The sequence below is a fragment of the Pantoea sp. B9002 genome, assembly GCF_013385945.1.
Taxonomy (GTDB): Bacteria; Pseudomonadota; Gammaproteobacteria; order Enterobacterales; family Enterobacteriaceae; genus Pantoea.
Window position 1 is genome coordinate 245,277 of the sequence record NZ_JACAPA010000009.1, and the last position, 17,337, is coordinate 262,613.

Genomic DNA, 17,337 nt, shown 5'->3' on the forward strand with positions numbered 1-17,337 from the left:
TGCAGGATCAACCATGACAACCTATTTTGCCCCACGCGCACTGCTGGCCGACGGCTGGCATGAGCGCGTGCTGATTACCACCAACGCAGCCGGACAGATCACACAACTCGCGCCCAACAGCGATCCCGGCACGGCCGCGCGTCTTGCCGGACCGGTGATTCCGGCGATGGCGAATCTGCATTCACACGCCTTCCAGCGCGCGATGGCGGGATTGGCTGAAGTGGCGGGCGATCCGCAGGACAGCTTCTGGACATGGCGCGATCTGATGTATCGCATGGTGCAGCGCCTGTCGCCCGAGCAGGTTGGCGCTATCGCCACACATCTTTATATCGACATGCTGAAAGGCGGCTACAGCCAGGTGGCGGAATTCCACTATTTGCACCACGATGCGCACGGCAGACCCTACGCCGATGATGCCATGCAGCTGGCGCTGATGGCGGCGGCGGAGACCGCGGGCATCGGTCAAACCTTGCTGCCGGTGCTCTACAGCTACAGCGGTTTTGGTTCGCAGCCGGCCAGCGACGGTCAGCGTCGTTTCATTCAGCAAACTGACGCCTACCTGCAACAGCAGCAGCGCGTAGCGAGCTGGAGCGCGGATAAGCCGCTGCTTAATCATGGCATCTGCTTCCATTCGCTGCGCGCGGTCAATGAAACGCAGATGCACGAGGTTTTAGCCGCCTGCCCGCAGGATGTGCCGGTGCACATTCACGTCGCCGAGCAGGAGAAAGAGGTTAACGACAGCCTGGCATGGAGCGGCGAGCGTCCGGTGGCGTGGCTACTCAATCGCTTCAGGGTCGATCAGCGCTGGTGTTTGATTCACGCCACCCACCTTGATGACGACGAAATTCAGCGCATGGCGGCGAGCGGCGCGGTGGCAGGCTTGTGTCCGACCACGGAAGCCAACCTCGGCGACGGCATTTTCCCGGCGGTAGATTACATCGCGCGCGGCGGCCGCTGGGGCATTGGCTCCGATAGCCACGTATCGCTCAGCGCGCTGGAAGAGCTGCGCTGGCTGGAGTACGGCCAGCGACTGCGCGATCGTCGTCGCAACCGCATTACCTTGCCCAATCAACCTTCGGTGGGCGATCTGCTGTGGCAACAAGCGGCGCAAGGCGGCGCGCAGGCGTGTGGTTTGCGGACGGCTGAGTTGGCAATTGGCAAACGTGGCGACTGGCTGGTGCTGGCAGAAGATGCGTTCCTCAGCAGCGTCAGCAGCGCTTCGCTGTTAAACCGCTGGTTGTTTGGCGGCCAGCGTGAACAGATCCGCGACGTGTTCGTGGCGGGCAAGCAGGTGATCAGCGAAGGCCATCATGCGGCAGAAGAGCACGCCGCGACCCACTTTGCCGAGGCGATGAGGGCATTGCAATGAGAACCCGTTTTGCCTATGACCAGCTTCCGGTCAGTCGCTGGCGCAACGGCGGCGGTGAAACACGAGAAATCGTCAGCTATCCGCCGGGCGACGCGCAGTTTGCCTGGCGCGCCAGCATCGCTACCATCTCCGCCGACGGGCCGTTTTCGCCTTTTCCCGGCATCGATCGCGTGATTACCCTGCTGCACGGCGACAGCGTTTTACTGCAGAGTGAACAGGCTCAGCAGCGCTTAACCCCGCTGCAGCCGTGGGCGTTTCCCGGTGAATGGGCGATTGAAGCTAAAATTTCTGGCAGCTGTCAGGATTTCAATATCATGACGCGGCGCGACAGCTGGCGATCGGCGGTGAGCATCGCGCAAGAAACGGTCAGCAGTCAAAACGGCGTGGCGTGGGTGGTGGCGGGAACATGGCAAACATCGGCTGGGGAGACGCTGGAAGTGGATCAGGGGATCTGGTGGCTGGATGAAAAGCTACAGCTGGCACCGCAAACGCCGGATGCCAGACTGTTATTTGTCACGCTTAGCCGTGTCCTCTAAAGCGCCCCAGCAACTTATAGCGCGATCCCGGATAAAGCAGACGCGCGTAGGTCACAATCTTGTTGTCGCTCCACGTCTGACGACGAATCAGCAAGCACGGCTCATGTTCATCCAGCGCCAGATGCTTACGCTGGCGCAGATCCGGCAGCACCGCTTCCACAATATGCTCACCCGCAGTCAACGGCGCGACGCGCATCAAATAGGTGTACGGCGTCAGCTGATGATAATCCTGACTGAGGTAATCCGGTGCCACCAGCGGATTGACTAAACGGTCTTCCAGCTGCACCGGCAGATCGTTTTCGTAATGCACAATCAGCGAATGGAACAGCGTTTGCCCGGTGGATAATCCCAGCACCGCCGCCTGTTCCGGATCGGCCTTCATCTGCCCAATCGACAAAATCTTGCAGCTGTGACGATGTCCGCGCTGCGCAATCTCATCGGCGATGTTGTGCACTTCCAGCATCGCGGTGTAGCCCTTCATCTCAGCGACAAAGGTGCCCACGCCCTGCATGCGCACCAGAAAACCTTCGCTGGTGAGTTCACGCAACGCGCGGTTGATGGTCATACGACTGACGCCCAGCTCGTTCACCAGTTCACTTTCAGACGGCACGCGCTGGTTGGCTTTCCAGTGACCTTCGCGGATTTGGCTGACGATCGCCTGCTTCACCCGCTGGTAAATCGGCGCAGGCTCATCGCCCATCGCCGCAGCCAGCTGTGCTACTGCTGTTTGCTCCGCCATTTCCTGTTCCTTTAAAGAGTAATGCCCAAAGTTTACTGTCTCAGCCCGTAAATGTATATACATCTAATTGTGCAACACGCCCAGCATTGGTGCAGCTTTCGCCCTGATCCGGTGCAATCACGCTGAGGTTACACCGCATAACGCGCATTGCGTCGTATTTCACAGAACAAGAACAATCTGGCATAGCGCTTGCTACTTGTATAGACAAGATTAGACACTTATGCTTCACTCATCGCAATCCACGGCAAATCGGACAGCCACATCGCAAAATATCGGCGTCCCATTCATGCCAGATCACTTGTATAGACAGGAGTAGACTATGTCAGGTTCGGTTCAGGAAATTCGCCTCGTTCCCGGTGAAGTGGACCTCGCTACCTTGCGCACCATCTATCAAAGCAAGGTAACGCTCACGTTGGCCGATGAAGCGCGAGCAGCGATTGCGCGTGCCCATGAAACCGTCGATGCCATCGTCGCATCCGGCAAAGTGGTGTATGGCATCAACACCGGTTTCGGCAAGCTGGCGCAGACGCAGATCCCTTCGGCGCGGCTGGCCGAGCTGCAGCGCAATCTGGTGCTGTCGCACAGCGTTGGCCTCGGCGATTTGCTGCCGGACAACGTGGCGCGCTTGGTGGTCGCCACCAAAATTATCAGCCTGGCGCGCGGTCACTCTGGCGTGCGTATCGAACTGATTGAAGCGCTGCTTGCGCTGTTCAACGCCGGCGTGATGCCGTGCATCCCGGAGAAAGGTTCGGTGGGCGCGTCAGGCGATCTGGCCCCGCTGGCGCATCTTTCCCTGATGCTGCTGGGCGAAGGTCAGGTACGCGTCGATGGCGAATTAATCCCCGCAACCGCAGGCTTAGCGCGCGTTGGCCTGCAGCCGATTGTGCTGGGCCCCAAAGAAGGTTTGGCGCTGCTCAACGGCACGCAGGTTTCGAATGCGCTGGCGCTGCGCGGACTGTTCGAAGCGGAAAACCTGTTCGCGGCGGGCCTGATGGCCGGTGCGCTGTCGCTGGAAGCGATCAAAGGCTCGGTGAAACCTTACGATGCGCGTATTCACGAAGCGCGCGGCCAGGTGGGACAGATCAACGTTGCCGCCGCCGTCTCCTCTTTATTATCCGGCAGTGAAATACTTGGCTCGCACACCAATTGCGGCCGGGTGCAGGATCCCTACTCGATTCGCTGCGTGCCACAAGTGATGGGCGCCTGCCTTGATAATCTGACGCACGCCGCGCGCGTGTTGCAGATTGAAGCCAACGCCGCCTCCGATAATCCGCTGGTGTTCAGCGACAGCGGCGATGTGATTTCCGGCGGCAACTTCCACGCCGAGCCGGTGGCCTTCGCCGCCGATATTCTGGCGCTGGCGATTGCCGAAATCGGCGCGATCTCCGAGCGTCGTCTGGCGCTGCTGCTGGATACCGGCCTTTCCGGTTTACCGCCGTTCCTCGTCAATGATGGCGGCGTTAACTCCGGCTTTATGATCGCGCAGGTCACTGCCGCAGCGCTGGCGTCTGAGAACAAATCGCTGGCGCATCCGGGCAGCGTTGACAGCCTGCCAACCTCCGCTAATCAGGAAGATCACGTCTCGATGGCAACCTACGCGGCCCGCCGCCTCGGCAGCATGTGCTTCAACACCGCCGCCGTGGTTGGCATTGAAGCGATGGCCGCCGCACAAGGCATTGATTTCCATCGTCCGCTGCAGAGCTCGCCGACGCTGGAACAGGAGATGAGCCGCATCCGCGAGAATGTGGCCTTCCTCGATCACGACCGTTTACTGGCGCCGGATATCGAATCCATGCGTCTGTGGGCCAGCGCTCCTGCATGGCCTGAATCCCTTACCGCGCTGCTGCCAAGTAAGCGTAAGACTGTTAATTAAGGAATCGATGATGAGCGAAACTTTGACTCAGGCTGTAGCCCGTGAAATCCGTGCGCCGCGCGGTAATGAATTGCACTGCGCCAACTGGTTGATTGAAGCGGCTTACCGCATGATCCAGAACAACCTCGATCCTGACGTGGCAGAGCGCCCGGAAGATCTGGTGGTGTACGGCGGCATCGGTAAAGCCGCGCGTAACTGGGAGTGCTTCGAGCAGATCCTGCGTTCGCTGCGCGCCCTGCAGCCGGAAGAGACGCTGCTGATCCAGTCCGGTAAACCGGTGGGCGTGTTCCGCACCCATGCCGATGCGCCGCGCGTGCTACTGGCTAACTCGAATCTGGTGCCACACTGGGCCAACTGGGATCACTTCCACGAGCTGGATAAAAAAGGCCTGATGATGTACGGCCAGATGACCGCCGGTTCGTGGATCTACATCGGTGCGCAGGGCATCGTGCAAGGCACCTTTGAAACCTTCGCCGAAGCGGGTCGCCAGCATTACGACAGCGATCTCAGCGGCCGCTGGATCCTCACCGCCGGTTTGGGCGGCATGGGCGGCGCCCAACCGCTGGCTGGCGTGTTGGCCGGTGCCAGCGTGCTGGCGATTGAGTGCCAGGAATCACGTATCGATTTCCGTATCCGTACTCGCTACGTCGATCACAAAGCCTATACGCTGGACGAAGCACTGGCGCTGATTGATCAGGCGAATAAAGAGAAGCGCGCCATTTCTGTCGGCCTGCTGGGCAACGCCGCTGAAATCGTGCCGGAGCTGGTGAAACGTGCCAAAGCGGGCGGCATGAAGCCGGATATCGTCACCGATCAGACTTCGGCGCACGATCCGATTAACGGTTATCTGCCGGTCGGTTGGGATGTGGCGCGCTGGGAAGCCGAGCGTGTCAGCAACCCGAAAGCGGTGGAGACAGCCGCGCGCGCCTCAATGGCGGTACATGTGCAGGCGATGCTGGACTTCCATCACATGGGCGTCCCGACCGTGGATTACGGCAACAATATCCGTCAGGTGGCGCTGGATGAGGGCGTGAAAAATGCCTTCGATTTCCCTGGCTTTGTGCCGGCCTATATTCGTCCGCTGTTCTGCGAAGGCAAAGGCCCGTTCCGCTGGGTGGCGCTGTCAGGCGATCCGGAAGATATCTACAAAACCGATGCCAAGCTGAAAGAACTGTTCCCGGATCACCAGAATCTGCACCGCTGGCTCGACATGGCGCAGGAGCGCATCGCCTTCCAGGGCTTACCGGCGCGTATCTGCTGGCTGGGGCTCGGCGAGCGTCACAAAGCGGCGCTGGCGTTCAACGAAATGGTGCGTAACGGCGAGCTGAAAGCGCCGATCGTTATTGGTCGTGACCATCTGGATTGCGGTTCCGTGGCGTCACCGAACCGTGAAACCGAAGCGATGAAAGACGGTTCGGATGCGGTATCGGATTGGCCGCTGCTGAATGCCCTGCTGAACACCGCCGGCGGCGCGACCTGGGTCAGCCTGCATCATGGCGGCGGCGTCGGCATGGGCTTCTCGCAGCACTCCGGCGTGGTAATTGTGTGTGACGGCAGCAAAGAAGCCGATGCGCGTCTGGGTCGCGTGCTGTGGAACGATCCGGCCACCGGCGTAATGCGTCACGCGGATGCGGGTTACGAATTAGCGCAAAGCTGCGCGCAGGAGCACGGTCTCAACCTGCCGATGCAGAAATAAACCAGGTGCGCGAAAACCGCGCACTATCGTTGTAGGGTCGCCATTCATGGCGACCTCTTTTATTAAAACCCGCATATTCCATTCCGCTATACCCTATAGCCAAATTATTCCGTTCCGCGATAGACGCCGCCATGCGCTTGCCACTACAGTAAATACATTATTTTGCAGCTCACGCTGCTAATGGAGAGCCTTACTTTATGAGCCTGCCTGCTGCACTGCTGGAAAACGCCCTCAACTGGCGTCGTCAGTTACACCAACATCCTGAACTGGGTTACCAGGAGCAGCAGACCAGCGAGCTCGTCGCACAGGTCCTCACCGAGGCCGGATTACAGGTGTTTCGTGGCTTAGCTGGCACCGGTGTAATCGGCACCTTAGAGAACGGTCCCGGCCCGGTTATTGGTCTGCGCGCCGATATGGATGCGCTGCCGATTACCGAAAAAGGCGCGCCGCAGTGGAAGTCGCAAACAGCCGGCGTCATGCACGCCTGCGGTCACGATGGTCACACTTCGATTTTGCTGGCGGCGGCTTGTCAGCTGGCGGCTACGCGTAACTTCAGCGGCACCATTCACTTCATCTTCCAGCCCGCCGAAGAGAATCTGGGTGGCGCGCGCAAAATGGTGGAAGAAGGCCTGTTCCAGCGCTTCCCGATGGATGCGGTTTACGCCATGCACAACTGGCCGGGCATGCCGGTGGGCACGCTGGCGGTGAACCCGGATGCGATGATGGCGTCACTCGACTCGTTCGAAATTACGCTGCACGGTAAAAGCTGCCATGCGGCGATGCCGGAAAGCGGAGCCGATCCAATGGTGGTCGCCGCCGAGCTGATTCTGGCGCTGCAAACCATTCCGTCGCGTCGTCTGTCGCCACTGGCTTCGGCGGTGGTGAGCGTGACGCAGATTCACGGCGGCGAAGCGATTAACGTCATTCCTGAGCAGATTGTGTTGCGCGGCACGGTGCGATGTTTGCAGACCGACGTGCGCAATCGCGTGCGCGGTCTGATTGAGGATTTTGTCACAACGTTGCCGCGCCCGTTTGGCGTCAGCGGCGAGATTCACTGGTATCCCGGTTATCCGGTCACCGCCAACCATGCGGAGCAAGCCGAACAGGTGCGTGCGGTCGCGGTTGATCTGCTCGGCGAGGCGCAGGTTCACTGGCAAGTGAACCCTTCAATGGCTTCGGAAGATTTTGCCTGCATGATGCAAGCCTGCCCCGGCGCCTATTTCTGGCTGGGTGCCGATGGCGCGACGCCATCCGCACCGCTGCATAACGCCCATTATGATTTTAATGATGAGCTGCTGCCGATCGGTATTAGCTTCTGGCAGCGGTTGGTGGAGAGCGTGCTGGCGAAAGCGTGATAGCGGTCGCCATGAAGGGCGGATGCTGGCTCGTGCCGTAGCGGCGCAATTTATTGCGCAATATTTGGATGGGCATATTGCCGCCATTGAAAAGCGCGATTAATCGCGCCGCTACAGATTGTGCGCGTTGTAAATAAGGCGCTCATTCAATGGCTTTATTCTTCACATTCCAGCCAACTGTAACCGCGCATCTGCATCCGCCAGGCTGGCGGATTCATTGGTCGCAACCAAACAACACGCCAGCTGCAAACGCAGCGCCTGCGGCACCGCGCGTTCCCCGGCTAACACCTGATTGATCCACGCGGCGGTGTCCTGCGCGCTTTTGCTTTCCGGCAGTTCCACACTCACTTCCGGCTGGCGTTCAACCCACACTTCCGCTTCTGCACCCGCGCCGCGAATGTAGTTAATCGCCGGGCAGCGCTGCGGATTGGCATACACCTCGCCTTCGGTGCCGTTCAGCAGAATCGCCGGTGCATCGATATCCTGGAAGAATTTCCCCACGCGCGGCACATATTCCGGATGCGAGACGCTGGCCAGGCGCAGCGCGGCGCGTTCGGCAAACGGCGTCGCCAGTTTCGCTAGCGTATGCGCGCTGTTACGCACGCCCATGCGCCAGCGCAGCGACAGCTGTTGCGCCATCGGCGCACACAGATGGTCGATGGTGATAAACGCCAGCTCGCCGTTATCCAGTTTCGCCTGCGCCTGTGCGGCGGACGTTACGGGCGCGATGTCCAGCGCCGCCAGCACCGCTTCGGTGGTGATGCGCGTGGGATCGTCGCTAACGCCGTGCAGCAACACCGGAAAGCCCAGTTTCACCAGCAGCAGCGCCAGCAGCGGCGTCAGATTGCCCTGACGACGCGCGCCGTTGTAGCTGGGAATGACAATCGGCATCGGACGATGAGCCGGTGCCTGCAACTGCATCATCTGCTGCTGCATCGCGTGGTAAAAACCGCGCATCTCCTCTTCGCCTTCGCCCTTGATGCGCAGCGCAATCAGCACGCCACCCAGCTCCAGCTCCGGCACGTCACCGGCCAGCATTGCGCTGTAGAGCGCCTGCGCGGTGGCGAAATCGATATCGCGCGCGTGATTTTTACCGCGCCCAATCTCTTTAATGATTTTATTCAGTTCCATCAGGCATTCCCGCTTCCAGGGCGCGCCGCCGTGCGGCTGCCAAAAATTGATCGTTAGATTTTCTTACTGCGACGTTTTTTCGTCTTGTCACTGCTGGCTTCCGGCATCGGCGGTTGCTCAATCGGGAACACCGGTAACGCGGCCAGCAGTCGGCTGCCATAAGCTTTGTTGAGCAGGCGGCGATCGTAAATCACGATTTCGCCAAAGCAGCTGTGGCTGCGAATCAAACGTCCGACCTGTTGAATCAAGGTAAAGGAGGCGCTCGGCAAGCTCTGCACCTCGAACGGATAGCGTTTCAGGCTCTTAAGCCATTCGCCCTCGGTCAAAATTACCGGACTGTCCACCGGCGGAAAAGCGATTTTATGGATATGCACCTGCGACAGCAGATCGCCTTTCAAATCCAGCCCTTCGGCGAACGATTGCAGCCCAACCAGAATACTGATTTTACCGGCTTCGACGCGTTCCCGATGCAGCGCCACCAGGCGCGAACGCGGCTGATCGCCCTGCACCAGCATCGACAGGCGCAGATCCGGAATGTGTGCCACAAACTGCTGCATGGCGCGGCCGCTGGCGAACAGCACCAGCACACCTTTGTGCTTCTCTTCGACGATCTGCTGGCGGAAGAAGCGCGCCATCTCGGCGATATGCTCCGCTTCCTGCGCCATCTGCGGCTCAAACTGCATCTGCGGAATCACCAGTTTGCCCTGGTCGATATGGTTAAACGGCGAATCCAGCGCCACAAAGCGGTCGCCGGCTTTCTCGCTCAGGCCGGACATTTCCTGCAAACGGTTGAAGCTGTTAAGCGATCGCAACGTGGCCGAGGTCACTACCACGTGCGGGATTTTGCGCCACAGGATTTTTTCCAGCTGATCGCTTACGCGAATGCCCGCGCAATGGAACAGCAGATGCGCCTGGCCTTCACGGATCTCACGCGTAATCCACTTCGACACCGGCGCATTGGAGGCTTTCTCCATCGCCGCCAGGCGCCACAGTTTGCTGATCGACTCGAACCAGCCGAAGTGGCGATTGAGCTGAATGATGGCTTTATGCAGCCGCATGATGTCAGCTTTCCCGGTTTGCTCGCCCAACTCGTTGAGCAGGCCTTCGCTTAAACCGCGCAGCGCGTCACTCAATTTGAACAGCCGCGCGCACAGGCTCAGCAGCTCTTCCGGCAATTCGCCCAGCACAAAGCGGAACTCACCCGGCTGATTATGGCCCGGCAGCAGCGGGTTGAGGGCATCGCACAGGATCTGCAGCAGCTCACGCATTTCGTCACAGTGGCCTTTCAGGCGATCCGGATTGGAGAGCGGCGGCGGCGATTTTGGGCGGAACTGCGCCATGATGGTTTCCACCAGCCGCACAAACAGATCGAGCTGCAAACTGCTCCAGCCGGGCGTGATCTCCGCGCTCATCTCCAGCGCATCGCGCGCCACCTCAGGCAGATGATGGCCTTCGTCCAGCACCAGCATCAGGTTTTTTGCCGGTGGCAGCACCGATTCATTCTCCATCGCCGCCATCACCAGCGCATGGTTGGCGACCACCACATCCGCCTGCTCAATCTCACGACGCGCGACAAAGAACGGGCATTCGCGATACCAGCGACAGTGATGGCCAAGGCAGTTGGCTTTGTCGGTGGAGAGGCGTTGCCACAAGCTGTCCTCAATGTTGACATCGGTGTGATCGCGCAAGCCATCCCAGCGGTAGCTGCTGAGCTGCTTCTCCAGTTTGGCGCAGAATTTCTGCTCCTCTTTCGAGCCGGTCACCGCCTCTTCATCGAGATAGAGCAGCAAATCGCCCTGCTGATCTTCGGTCGCCGCCAGCGCCGCAAGGTTGCGCGGACAAACATAGCGGCCACGGCCAAAGGCGGCGGTAAAGGTGAGATCGGGGATAATTTTCTTCAGCAGCGGCAGATCCTTGGTGAAGATCTGATCCTGCAACGCCACATTGGCGGTGCTGATCACCAGCCGCTTCTCCTCGGCGCGGCTCACCGCAATGCCGGGAATCAAATAAGAGAGGGTTTTGCCGACGCCAGTGGGCGCTTCAATCGCCAGATGGCGACCTTCGTCACCGGCCAGACTTTTCGCCACTTCGGCAATCATCTGGCGCTGCGGCGCGCGCGGGATAAAGTCAGGAACCTGCTGCTGCAGCGCCTTATACCATTGCGCAATCTGGCTTTTTATCGCTGCTGTCAGGGCCATTTTCGTTACTGTTTGCTGAATTGGCCTGTATTTTTACACAGTATTGGCGCAGCGTCAGCTTTCGCTGCTATTTTTTCGCGCTGGATTCAGAATTTCCCGCATCGCACGGATCAAGGTTTCCCGCGCGCGCCCACGACGGAACGCAAAAGCGAAAGGCGCGCGGAAGTGGAAATGGTGCGGCAGCAGGCGGCATAGCGCGCCCTGCTGTTCCCAGCTGCGCGCGTAGTGTTCGGGTAAATAGCCGATGAAGCGGCCGGAAAGAATCAGCGTCAGCTGCGCTTCGATGCTCTCCACCGACGCATTACTCTGGCGGAAGCCGCGCTTGTTGAGCTCCTGCTGATTCCAGTAACGCCGCGTCACCATGCCGGTTTGCTGCACGGTGCGCACATCCGGATGGCCTTCAGCCAGCGGATGTTCCGGGCTGCAATAGAGCCAATGCTGCTCTTCATACAGCGGAATGGTCACCAGATTGCTGGCGCGCAGCGGAAAGTGACCAATCGCCAAATCGAGCCGATCTTCCAGCAACTGCTGCTGCAACTCATTGGGATCGCGCACGCTCAGATTAAAGAACACCGCCGGAAAGCGCTGGTTAAAGCGGGCAATGGCGGCAGGCAGATCCAGCGTGCTGTCGGTGACGGTGGCGTCCACCACGCCAAGCGAGAAAGTGCCGCCCTGCGCGCTTTTCAGCGTTTCTACCTGCTCCTGCCAATCCGCCAGCGTCGCCAGCATCTCCTGACTGTAGCGATAAAACTGCTCGCCTTTGCTGGTCAGAGTAAAGCCGCCGCGCCCGCGCTGACAAAGGATAAAACCAAGCTGGCTCTCCAGCTCGCTCATGTAGGCGCTGATGGCCGGCGTGGTCATGTTCAGCGCCTGCTGCGCGCGCGAATAGCCCTGATTTTCCACCACGCTGGCGAACACCTGCAGCAGTTTAAGATTGGGAAGCGTCTGCACCGATTTTCCTTCAGTGATTGCTGACTAAAGTTAAGTAATCTCTGAAGTGATTATCGGCTGTCAAGGATTTTTCCGGCTTGCGGGCTGGGTAATGATGGGTTTCACCTGACTGAAGGAGTGCGTGATGACCGATTTCCCCCAGCCGCAAGGCGGCAACGAGATGCCCCGTTTCGCCGGACGCGGCACCATGATGCGTTTGCCCGCCGCTGAGACACCGGCCGATTTGGATGTGGCGTTCGTCGGCATTCCGCTGGATATCGGCACCTCGCAGCGCAGCGGCACGCGCTATGGCCCGCGCGCCATCCGCGCCGATTCAGTGATGATCCGTCCATACAACATGGCCACCGGCGCCGCGCCCTTTGATTCGCTACGCGTTGGCGATCTCGGTGATGTGCCGATCAACACTTACAGCCTGCTGAAATCGGTCGATATCATTGAAAACTATTATACCGAGCTGAATAACTGGCCGATTATCCCGTTAACGCTGGGCGGCGATCACACGCTGACGCTGCCAATTTTACGCGCGCTGGCGAAGAAGCATGGGCCGATGGGGCTGATTCACATTGATGCGCACACCGATACCAACGACGAGATGTTTGGCGAGAAAATCGCGCATGGCACCACGTTCCGCCGCGCGGTGGAAGAAGGCCTGCTCGACTGCCAGCGCGTGGTGCAGATCGGGCAACGTGCGCAAGGCTATGCCGCCGATGATTTTCAGTGGGGCGTCGATCAGGGCTTCCATCTGGTGCCCGCCGAGCAGTGCTGGTATCGATCCATGACGCCGCTGATGGCCGAGGTGCGCGCACGTATCGGCGACGGCCTGGTGTATCTCTCTTACGACATCGACAGCTTCGATCCCGCGTGGGCACCCGGCACCGGCACGCCGGAAGTGGGCGGTTTAACCTCGATGCAAGGGCTGGAGATCGTGCGCGGCTGCCGTGGACTCAATCTGGTGGGCGGCGATCTGGTGGAAGTCTCGCCGCCGTACGACATCAGCGGCATGACCTCACAGCTGGCGGCCAATATCCTTTATGAGATGCTGTGCGTGTTGCCTGGCGTCCGTTACACAGAGAACAAGTGATGACACAACAGAATCTGGTTTTCCCGGCGCGCGTGCTGCGCGGTGCGGGCGTGATCAATCAATTAGGCGCGATCTGCGCCGGACTGGGCCAGCGTGCGCTGCTGATTGGCGGCCATCAGGCGTTGCAGGCGGTAGAAGCACAGGTTCGCGCGCAGCTGCTGGCGGCCAACGTCACGCTGCTGGCGCAGGAGTGGTTTGGCGGTGAAACCTCAATCAATCAGATCAATCGTCTGGCGGCGATGGCCAGCGAGCTGCACGCCGAGGTGCTGATTGGCGTTGGCGGCGGTAAATCGCTGGATACGGTGAAAGCGGTAGGCGCACAGCTCGGCGTGCCAGTGATAACGCTGCCGACCATCGCCGCCACCTGTTCCGCGGTGACGCCGCTGAGTATTCGCTATGACGATAACGGCAATTTCTTCGACATCTTCCCGCTGCCGCAGGCACCGGCGGCGGTGATTATCGACAGCGAGCTGCTGGCTAAAGCGCCCGCCCGCTGGCTGGCCGCCGGGCTGGGCGATACGCTGGCGAAGTGGTACGAGTTCCGCGCGGTCAGCGCACGCCATCCGGCACGCGAAGGCAATGCGCTCTCGTCACTGGCGCACAGCCAGATCTGCTATGACGTAATTGCCGAACACGGCCCGGCGGCCTATGCCGCGGTGCTGCGCGGCGAGAGCAGCGCGTCGCTCGATCAGGTGCTGGATGCGATTTTCACCTGGGCGGGATTAACCTCGCTGATGAGCAACGGCGCACACGCGGCGGCTTCGCACGCGATTTATGAAGGCTTTACCTTTTGCGATAAAACCCGCGAGTTCGGGCACGGCTTGCTGGTCGGCTTCGGCAATCTCTGTTTGCTGGCGCTGGAGAACCGCGCGGATGAGGAAGTACTGGATGAGATGCGCCTGGCACGCGATTGCGGCGTGCCGCTGACGCTGAGTGAGATTGCCGAGCTGGATGAGAGTGAGCTGGCGCTGATTGTACGCGAATCGGTGCATGCGCCCGATATGGAGAACATGGCCGAAGCAGTGACCGAAACGCGGTTGCTGGCAGCGATGGCGCGGATTGAAGGGTTGGCGGGCAGGGCTTAGTTTATAGTTTGAATGTGCTCGCTGTGGTTTGAATGTGCTCGCTGTGGTTTGAATGTGCACGCTGTCCCCCATCCCGGCCTTCCCCCATAAATGGGGGAAGGAGACGCTGCCACATGCAGCTCCCAACTCACATATAGCAGCATCTTCCTCCCCCATTTATGGGGGAGGACCGAGGAGGGGGGCAGCGTGCACCTACCGAGGAGGGGGACAGCGAGCACCGAGCGAGGGGGAACAGTCAGCACAATAACATTACCCCCGCCCCAACAACCCCACCACTTCCCGCACATCCGCCACTTCATCCAGCTCCAGACACACCGCCTCGAGCCGTTCGACCTGCTCCAGCGGCAATACGCGCGCGGCCAAACTGCGGTACTTCGCCAGCAGGGCATCCAGCGTGAGCGGATTGGTTGGCGCACCGGACGGCACCCGCACATGCTGCTGCCACTGCGCGCCCTGCTCGGTTTCCAGCCGCACCCACGGTTCGTCGTCGCGGCTTTGCTGCTCATCGATCACCAGCTCAATACGCGCCAGCAAAGCTTCCACATCGGGATGCAGGCGCCTGGCGTCGTCATAACTGGCCAGCTCCGCCGAGCCGTACAGCGCGCGCGCCGCCAGCGCATACGGCAGGCTCATCTGCGCCGCCGCCAGGCTGTGTAACTCGCGTCCGCCGCACATCTCCAGCAGGAACGGATTAACGCCCACCACGATGCGTGCGATCTGCTCTACCCGCACATCATGCTGTTGCAGCATGATCCCCAGCGCATCAATCGCCGCATGGGTGCCACGGCACGAAGCGTAAGGTTTGATCGAGCAGCGCGCCAGTTTCCACACCTCGCCGAGATCCGCCGTCAAAGCCTGCGGCTGCTGGGTTTCCGCCGCTAAGGTTTGCAGGAAGCCGCCCCAGCGTGGTTCAAACACCGCCGACGGGCCGCTGATACCGCGTTGTGCCAGCAGCGCGGCCTGCACGCCGCCCTCTGCAGCGCGCGCGGCATGCAGTTTTTTGGTGTGCGATCCGTCGTGAATAAAGCCCCACAAACCGCCGCTAAAGCTGGCGGCAATGCCCAGCGCAGACGCACACTGCGCGCGATCCAGTTGCAGCAGCGAACACACCGCCGCTGCCGCACCAAACACGCCGCAGCTGGCGGTAGAGTGCCAGCCTGCGCCGTTGTGCGCCGAGTAACCGCCGCAGGCTTCTAACACGCGGCGGCCAACGTCATAGCCGATCACCATCGCCACCAGCAGCGCTTGTCCGTCCACCGGCTGCGTCGCCAGCGGCAAGGCCGCCAGCAGCGCCGGGATCACCACCGCGCCGGAGTGATCGCAGCCGCCGGTATCGTCGAGTTCATACATGTGCGCCGCCACGCCGTTTAGCCACGCCGCCTGACGCGGATTGGCCTGCTGCGCGCTGCCCCAGATCTGCGCCTGTTCACGTCCACCTTCTGCCTGCACCAGCGCCAGGCATTCACGCCAGATCGGGCTGTCGCAGCCCGCCAGTGAAGCACCGAGCGTATCGAGCAGATGGCGTTTCGCCTGCTCCACCAGCGGTTCAGGCAATTGTGCAAAACGCGTCCCGGCGATAAAGGCCGCCAGTTGATCAAGCGTGCTCGCCATGCGCACCTCCGATGATGCGGGTAAACACCTCCGCCGGATGGGAGAAATCGTTATCCGGCTGCGTCTGCCAGTGCGCCGCCACCTGCTCAGCGGTGGCGATCCACACGTTGTGCTGTTGCAGCGTGTCGAGCAGCGCCCGCAGCAGGCCGATGCGTCCGGCGGTGCCGATGATTTCCGGATGCAGGCGCAGCAAATAGCACAGACCAAAGCGGTGGAAGCCGTGGAAATCCTGCGTCAGGTTAGCCAGGGTTTCGCCATAAGGTGCGATGCGCGATTGTCCCGGCGGAATAGCCGGGCTGAGGTTGAAGGCGAAGTACGGCTCATCTTCCAGCGTGTAGTGCATCGGCAGTTCCACCAGACGCGTGCCGGGATGGAAGTACGGCAAATCGTCGCCGCGCCAGCTTGATGACCAGCGAATACCGCGGGCGATCAGCGCCTGCGCCAGTCCCGGTTTCCACTGCCCGGCGGGCGTGCGGAAGCCGATAATTTCGCGGCCGGTGATGTGCGCCAGTTTGTCGCAGCCGCGCGTCACGCTGGCGATCTGCTGCTCCAGCGTCAGCAGCGAGAAGTCTTCATGGGTATCGCCGCTGCAGGCGATTTCATGGCCATCAGCTACGATGCGCTGCACCAGTTCCGGCTGCTGTTCGGCGACAATCGCGGGCATACACCAGCTGGCTTTGAGCTGCTTTTCCGCCAGCAGCGCCAGCAAGCGATCGACGCCGCGCAGCGTGCCGTAGCGCCACACCGACAGCGTTTTATCGCGCCCCGCCACTGCCGGAGCCTGAGTGAGAATGCCGTGAATATCGTTGAAGTCGATGGTGAGGATCGCCGCCGACTGGAAGCCCAGCGGCCAGCGTGAAGGTTCAGTCATGCTGTTGCTCCTGCAAATACCATTGCGCCACCGCGTCGCAGCGCGCAAACCATACGTCATCGCGCGCCGTCATATGTGCAAACAGCTGTTCGAGCAGCAGCAAGCGTCCCGGCTGGCCGGAGATTTTCGGGTGGAACAGCGTGGTGAGGCATAAGCCTTCATCCATCGCGCCATCGAACTCGCGCTGCCAGTTATCACGCGTGTGCGCATAGCTGGCGATGCGGTCGCCGCCTTTGGGGAAATCGGGCTGGCGCGTGTAGGCCAGCGAGGCGTAATCATCCATCTCCCACTTGCCGGGGATCTCCACCAGCGGCGTATGGCCCGCCACCGGAATGCTGTAGGGGCGATCGTCGCCGCGCATGCTGCTGGAGTAGATCACGCCCGCGTCGCGCAGAATCTGCGGCGTTTCGGCATGCCAGTCGCCCGACGGCGTACGAAAACCGCAGGCGGTGATGCCCAGATGTTGGTGAAAGATTTCAGCGGATTTCGCCATTACCGCGCGCTGTTCATCCGGTGAAATCGCCCAGAAGGATTCGTGACGATAGCCGTGATAGGCCACTTCGTGGCCCTGTTCGATAATCGCCTGACACTGCTGCGGCCACTGCTCCACCACCCACGCCGGCACAAAGAAGGTGGCGGGGATATGGAAGGCGCGCAGCAGGTCAAGCAGACGCCCGAGCGCGCGGTACGGCCCGTAAGCCCCAAAGGTAAAATACTCTGGCGTTGACCACAGGCTGCCATTCAGCATGGCATCGCCGGTGGGACCGTCAAGGTCAAACGCCAGCGCCATACAGCCGCGTTTACCCTGCGGCCAGCGCACTGCGCCCGGTTGTTGCATCTG

General features: G+C 60.6%; 14 protein-coding genes. 7 read left to right on the top strand and 7 right to left on the bottom strand.

Features of this window, described 5'->3' with window-relative positions; all coding sequences use genetic code 11:
* Positions 1–13 precede the first annotated feature (13 nt).
* On the top strand, positions 14–1,369 hold the full coding sequence (locus HX773_RS06875; RefSeq protein WP_176970946.1) for a formimidoylglutamate deiminase: 1,356 nt from the start codon (positions 14–16) through the stop codon (positions 1,367–1,369).
* Complete coding sequence (locus HX773_RS06880; RefSeq protein WP_176970947.1) at positions 1,366–1,905, top strand: HutD family protein; 540 nt, start codon at positions 1,366–1,368, stop codon at positions 1,903–1,905. Before HX773_RS06875 ends, HX773_RS06880 begins: the two co-directional genes overlap by 4 nt.
* Here HX773_RS06880 and hutC read toward each other — a convergent pair.
* Positions 1,889–2,644, bottom strand: coding sequence for a histidine utilization repressor (gene hutC / locus HX773_RS06885; protein ID WP_008102577.1), 756 nt, complete (start codon positions 2,642–2,644; stop codon positions 1,889–1,891). The genes HX773_RS06880 and hutC overlap by 17 nt on opposite strands.
* A 319-nt stretch (positions 2,645–2,963) precedes the next feature.
* On the opposite strand from hutC, the gene hutH reads away from it, so the two are divergent.
* The 3 genes from hutH (at position 2,964) to HX773_RS06900 (ending at position 7,568) form a co-directional block, all read left to right on the top strand.
* Positions 2,964–4,517, top strand: coding sequence for a histidine ammonia-lyase (gene hutH, locus HX773_RS06890; RefSeq protein ID WP_176970948.1), 1,554 nt, complete (start codon positions 2,964–2,966; stop codon positions 4,515–4,517).
* Positions 4,518–4,527: 10 nt separating this feature from the next.
* Positions 4,528–6,213 (top strand): urocanate hydratase, encoded by a 1,686-nt coding sequence (hutU, locus tag HX773_RS06895; RefSeq protein ID WP_176970949.1) that lies wholly within the window; start codon positions 4,528–4,530, stop codon positions 6,211–6,213.
* Between the two features lie 197 nt (positions 6,214–6,410).
* A complete protein-coding gene (locus HX773_RS06900; RefSeq protein WP_176970950.1) occupies positions 6,411–7,568 on the top strand; it encodes a M20 aminoacylase family protein in 1,158 nt (385 codons plus the stop codon).
* Between the two features lie 162 nt (positions 7,569–7,730).
* Here HX773_RS06900 and ybiB read toward each other — a convergent pair whose 3' ends face one another.
* From ybiB to HX773_RS06915, 3 genes are read right to left on the bottom strand one after another with little or no spacing between them, the layout of a single operon-like run.
* Positions 7,731–8,699: a DNA-binding protein YbiB gene (gene ybiB / locus HX773_RS06905; protein WP_176970951.1), complete on the bottom strand. Its 969-nt coding sequence runs from the start codon at positions 8,697–8,699 to the stop codon at positions 7,731–7,733.
* A gap of 53 nt (positions 8,700–8,752) precedes the next feature.
* On the bottom strand, positions 8,753–10,897 hold the full coding sequence (gene dinG, locus HX773_RS06910; RefSeq protein WP_176970952.1) for an ATP-dependent DNA helicase DinG: 2,145 nt from the start codon (positions 10,895–10,897) through the stop codon (positions 8,753–8,755).
* Positions 10,898–10,951: 54 nt separating this feature from the next.
* On the bottom strand, positions 10,952–11,848 hold the full coding sequence (locus HX773_RS06915; protein ID WP_176970953.1) for a LysR family transcriptional regulator: 897 nt from the start codon (positions 11,846–11,848) through the stop codon (positions 10,952–10,954).
* 124 nt (positions 11,849–11,972) lie between these two features.
* On the opposite strand from HX773_RS06915, the gene speB reads away from it, so the two are divergent.
* Entirely contained in the window at positions 11,973–12,929 is a 957-nt protein-coding gene (speB, locus tag HX773_RS06920; RefSeq protein WP_218168162.1) for an agmatinase, read from the top strand.
* Positions 12,929–14,014 (top strand): iron-containing alcohol dehydrogenase family protein, encoded by a 1,086-nt coding sequence (locus HX773_RS06925; RefSeq protein ID WP_176970955.1) that lies wholly within the window; start codon positions 12,929–12,931, stop codon positions 14,012–14,014. The genes speB and HX773_RS06925 overlap by 1 nt, the downstream gene beginning before the upstream one ends.
* Positions 14,015–14,263: 249 nt before the next feature.
* Here HX773_RS06925 and HX773_RS06930 read toward each other — a convergent pair whose 3' ends face one another.
* Genes HX773_RS06930 through HX773_RS06940 form a run of 3 tightly spaced genes read right to left on the bottom strand, consistent with a single transcriptional unit; the run spans position 14,264 to position 17,334 of the window.
* Entirely contained in the window at positions 14,264–15,625 is a 1,362-nt protein-coding gene (locus HX773_RS06930) for an MmgE/PrpD family protein (protein WP_176970956.1), read from the bottom strand.
* Positions 15,609–16,496: a polysaccharide deacetylase gene (locus HX773_RS06935; protein WP_176970957.1), complete on the bottom strand. Its 888-nt coding sequence runs from the start codon at positions 16,494–16,496 to the stop codon at positions 15,609–15,611. Before HX773_RS06935 ends, HX773_RS06930 begins: the two co-directional genes overlap by 17 nt.
* Positions 16,489–17,334 carry a polysaccharide deacetylase gene (locus tag HX773_RS06940; protein WP_176970958.1) on the bottom strand — a complete coding sequence of 282 codons (846 nt, stop codon included), beginning with the start codon at positions 17,332–17,334 and terminating at the stop codon, positions 16,489–16,491. Before HX773_RS06940 ends, HX773_RS06935 begins: the two co-directional genes overlap by 8 nt.
* Between the last annotated feature and the right edge of the window lie 3 nt (positions 17,335–17,337).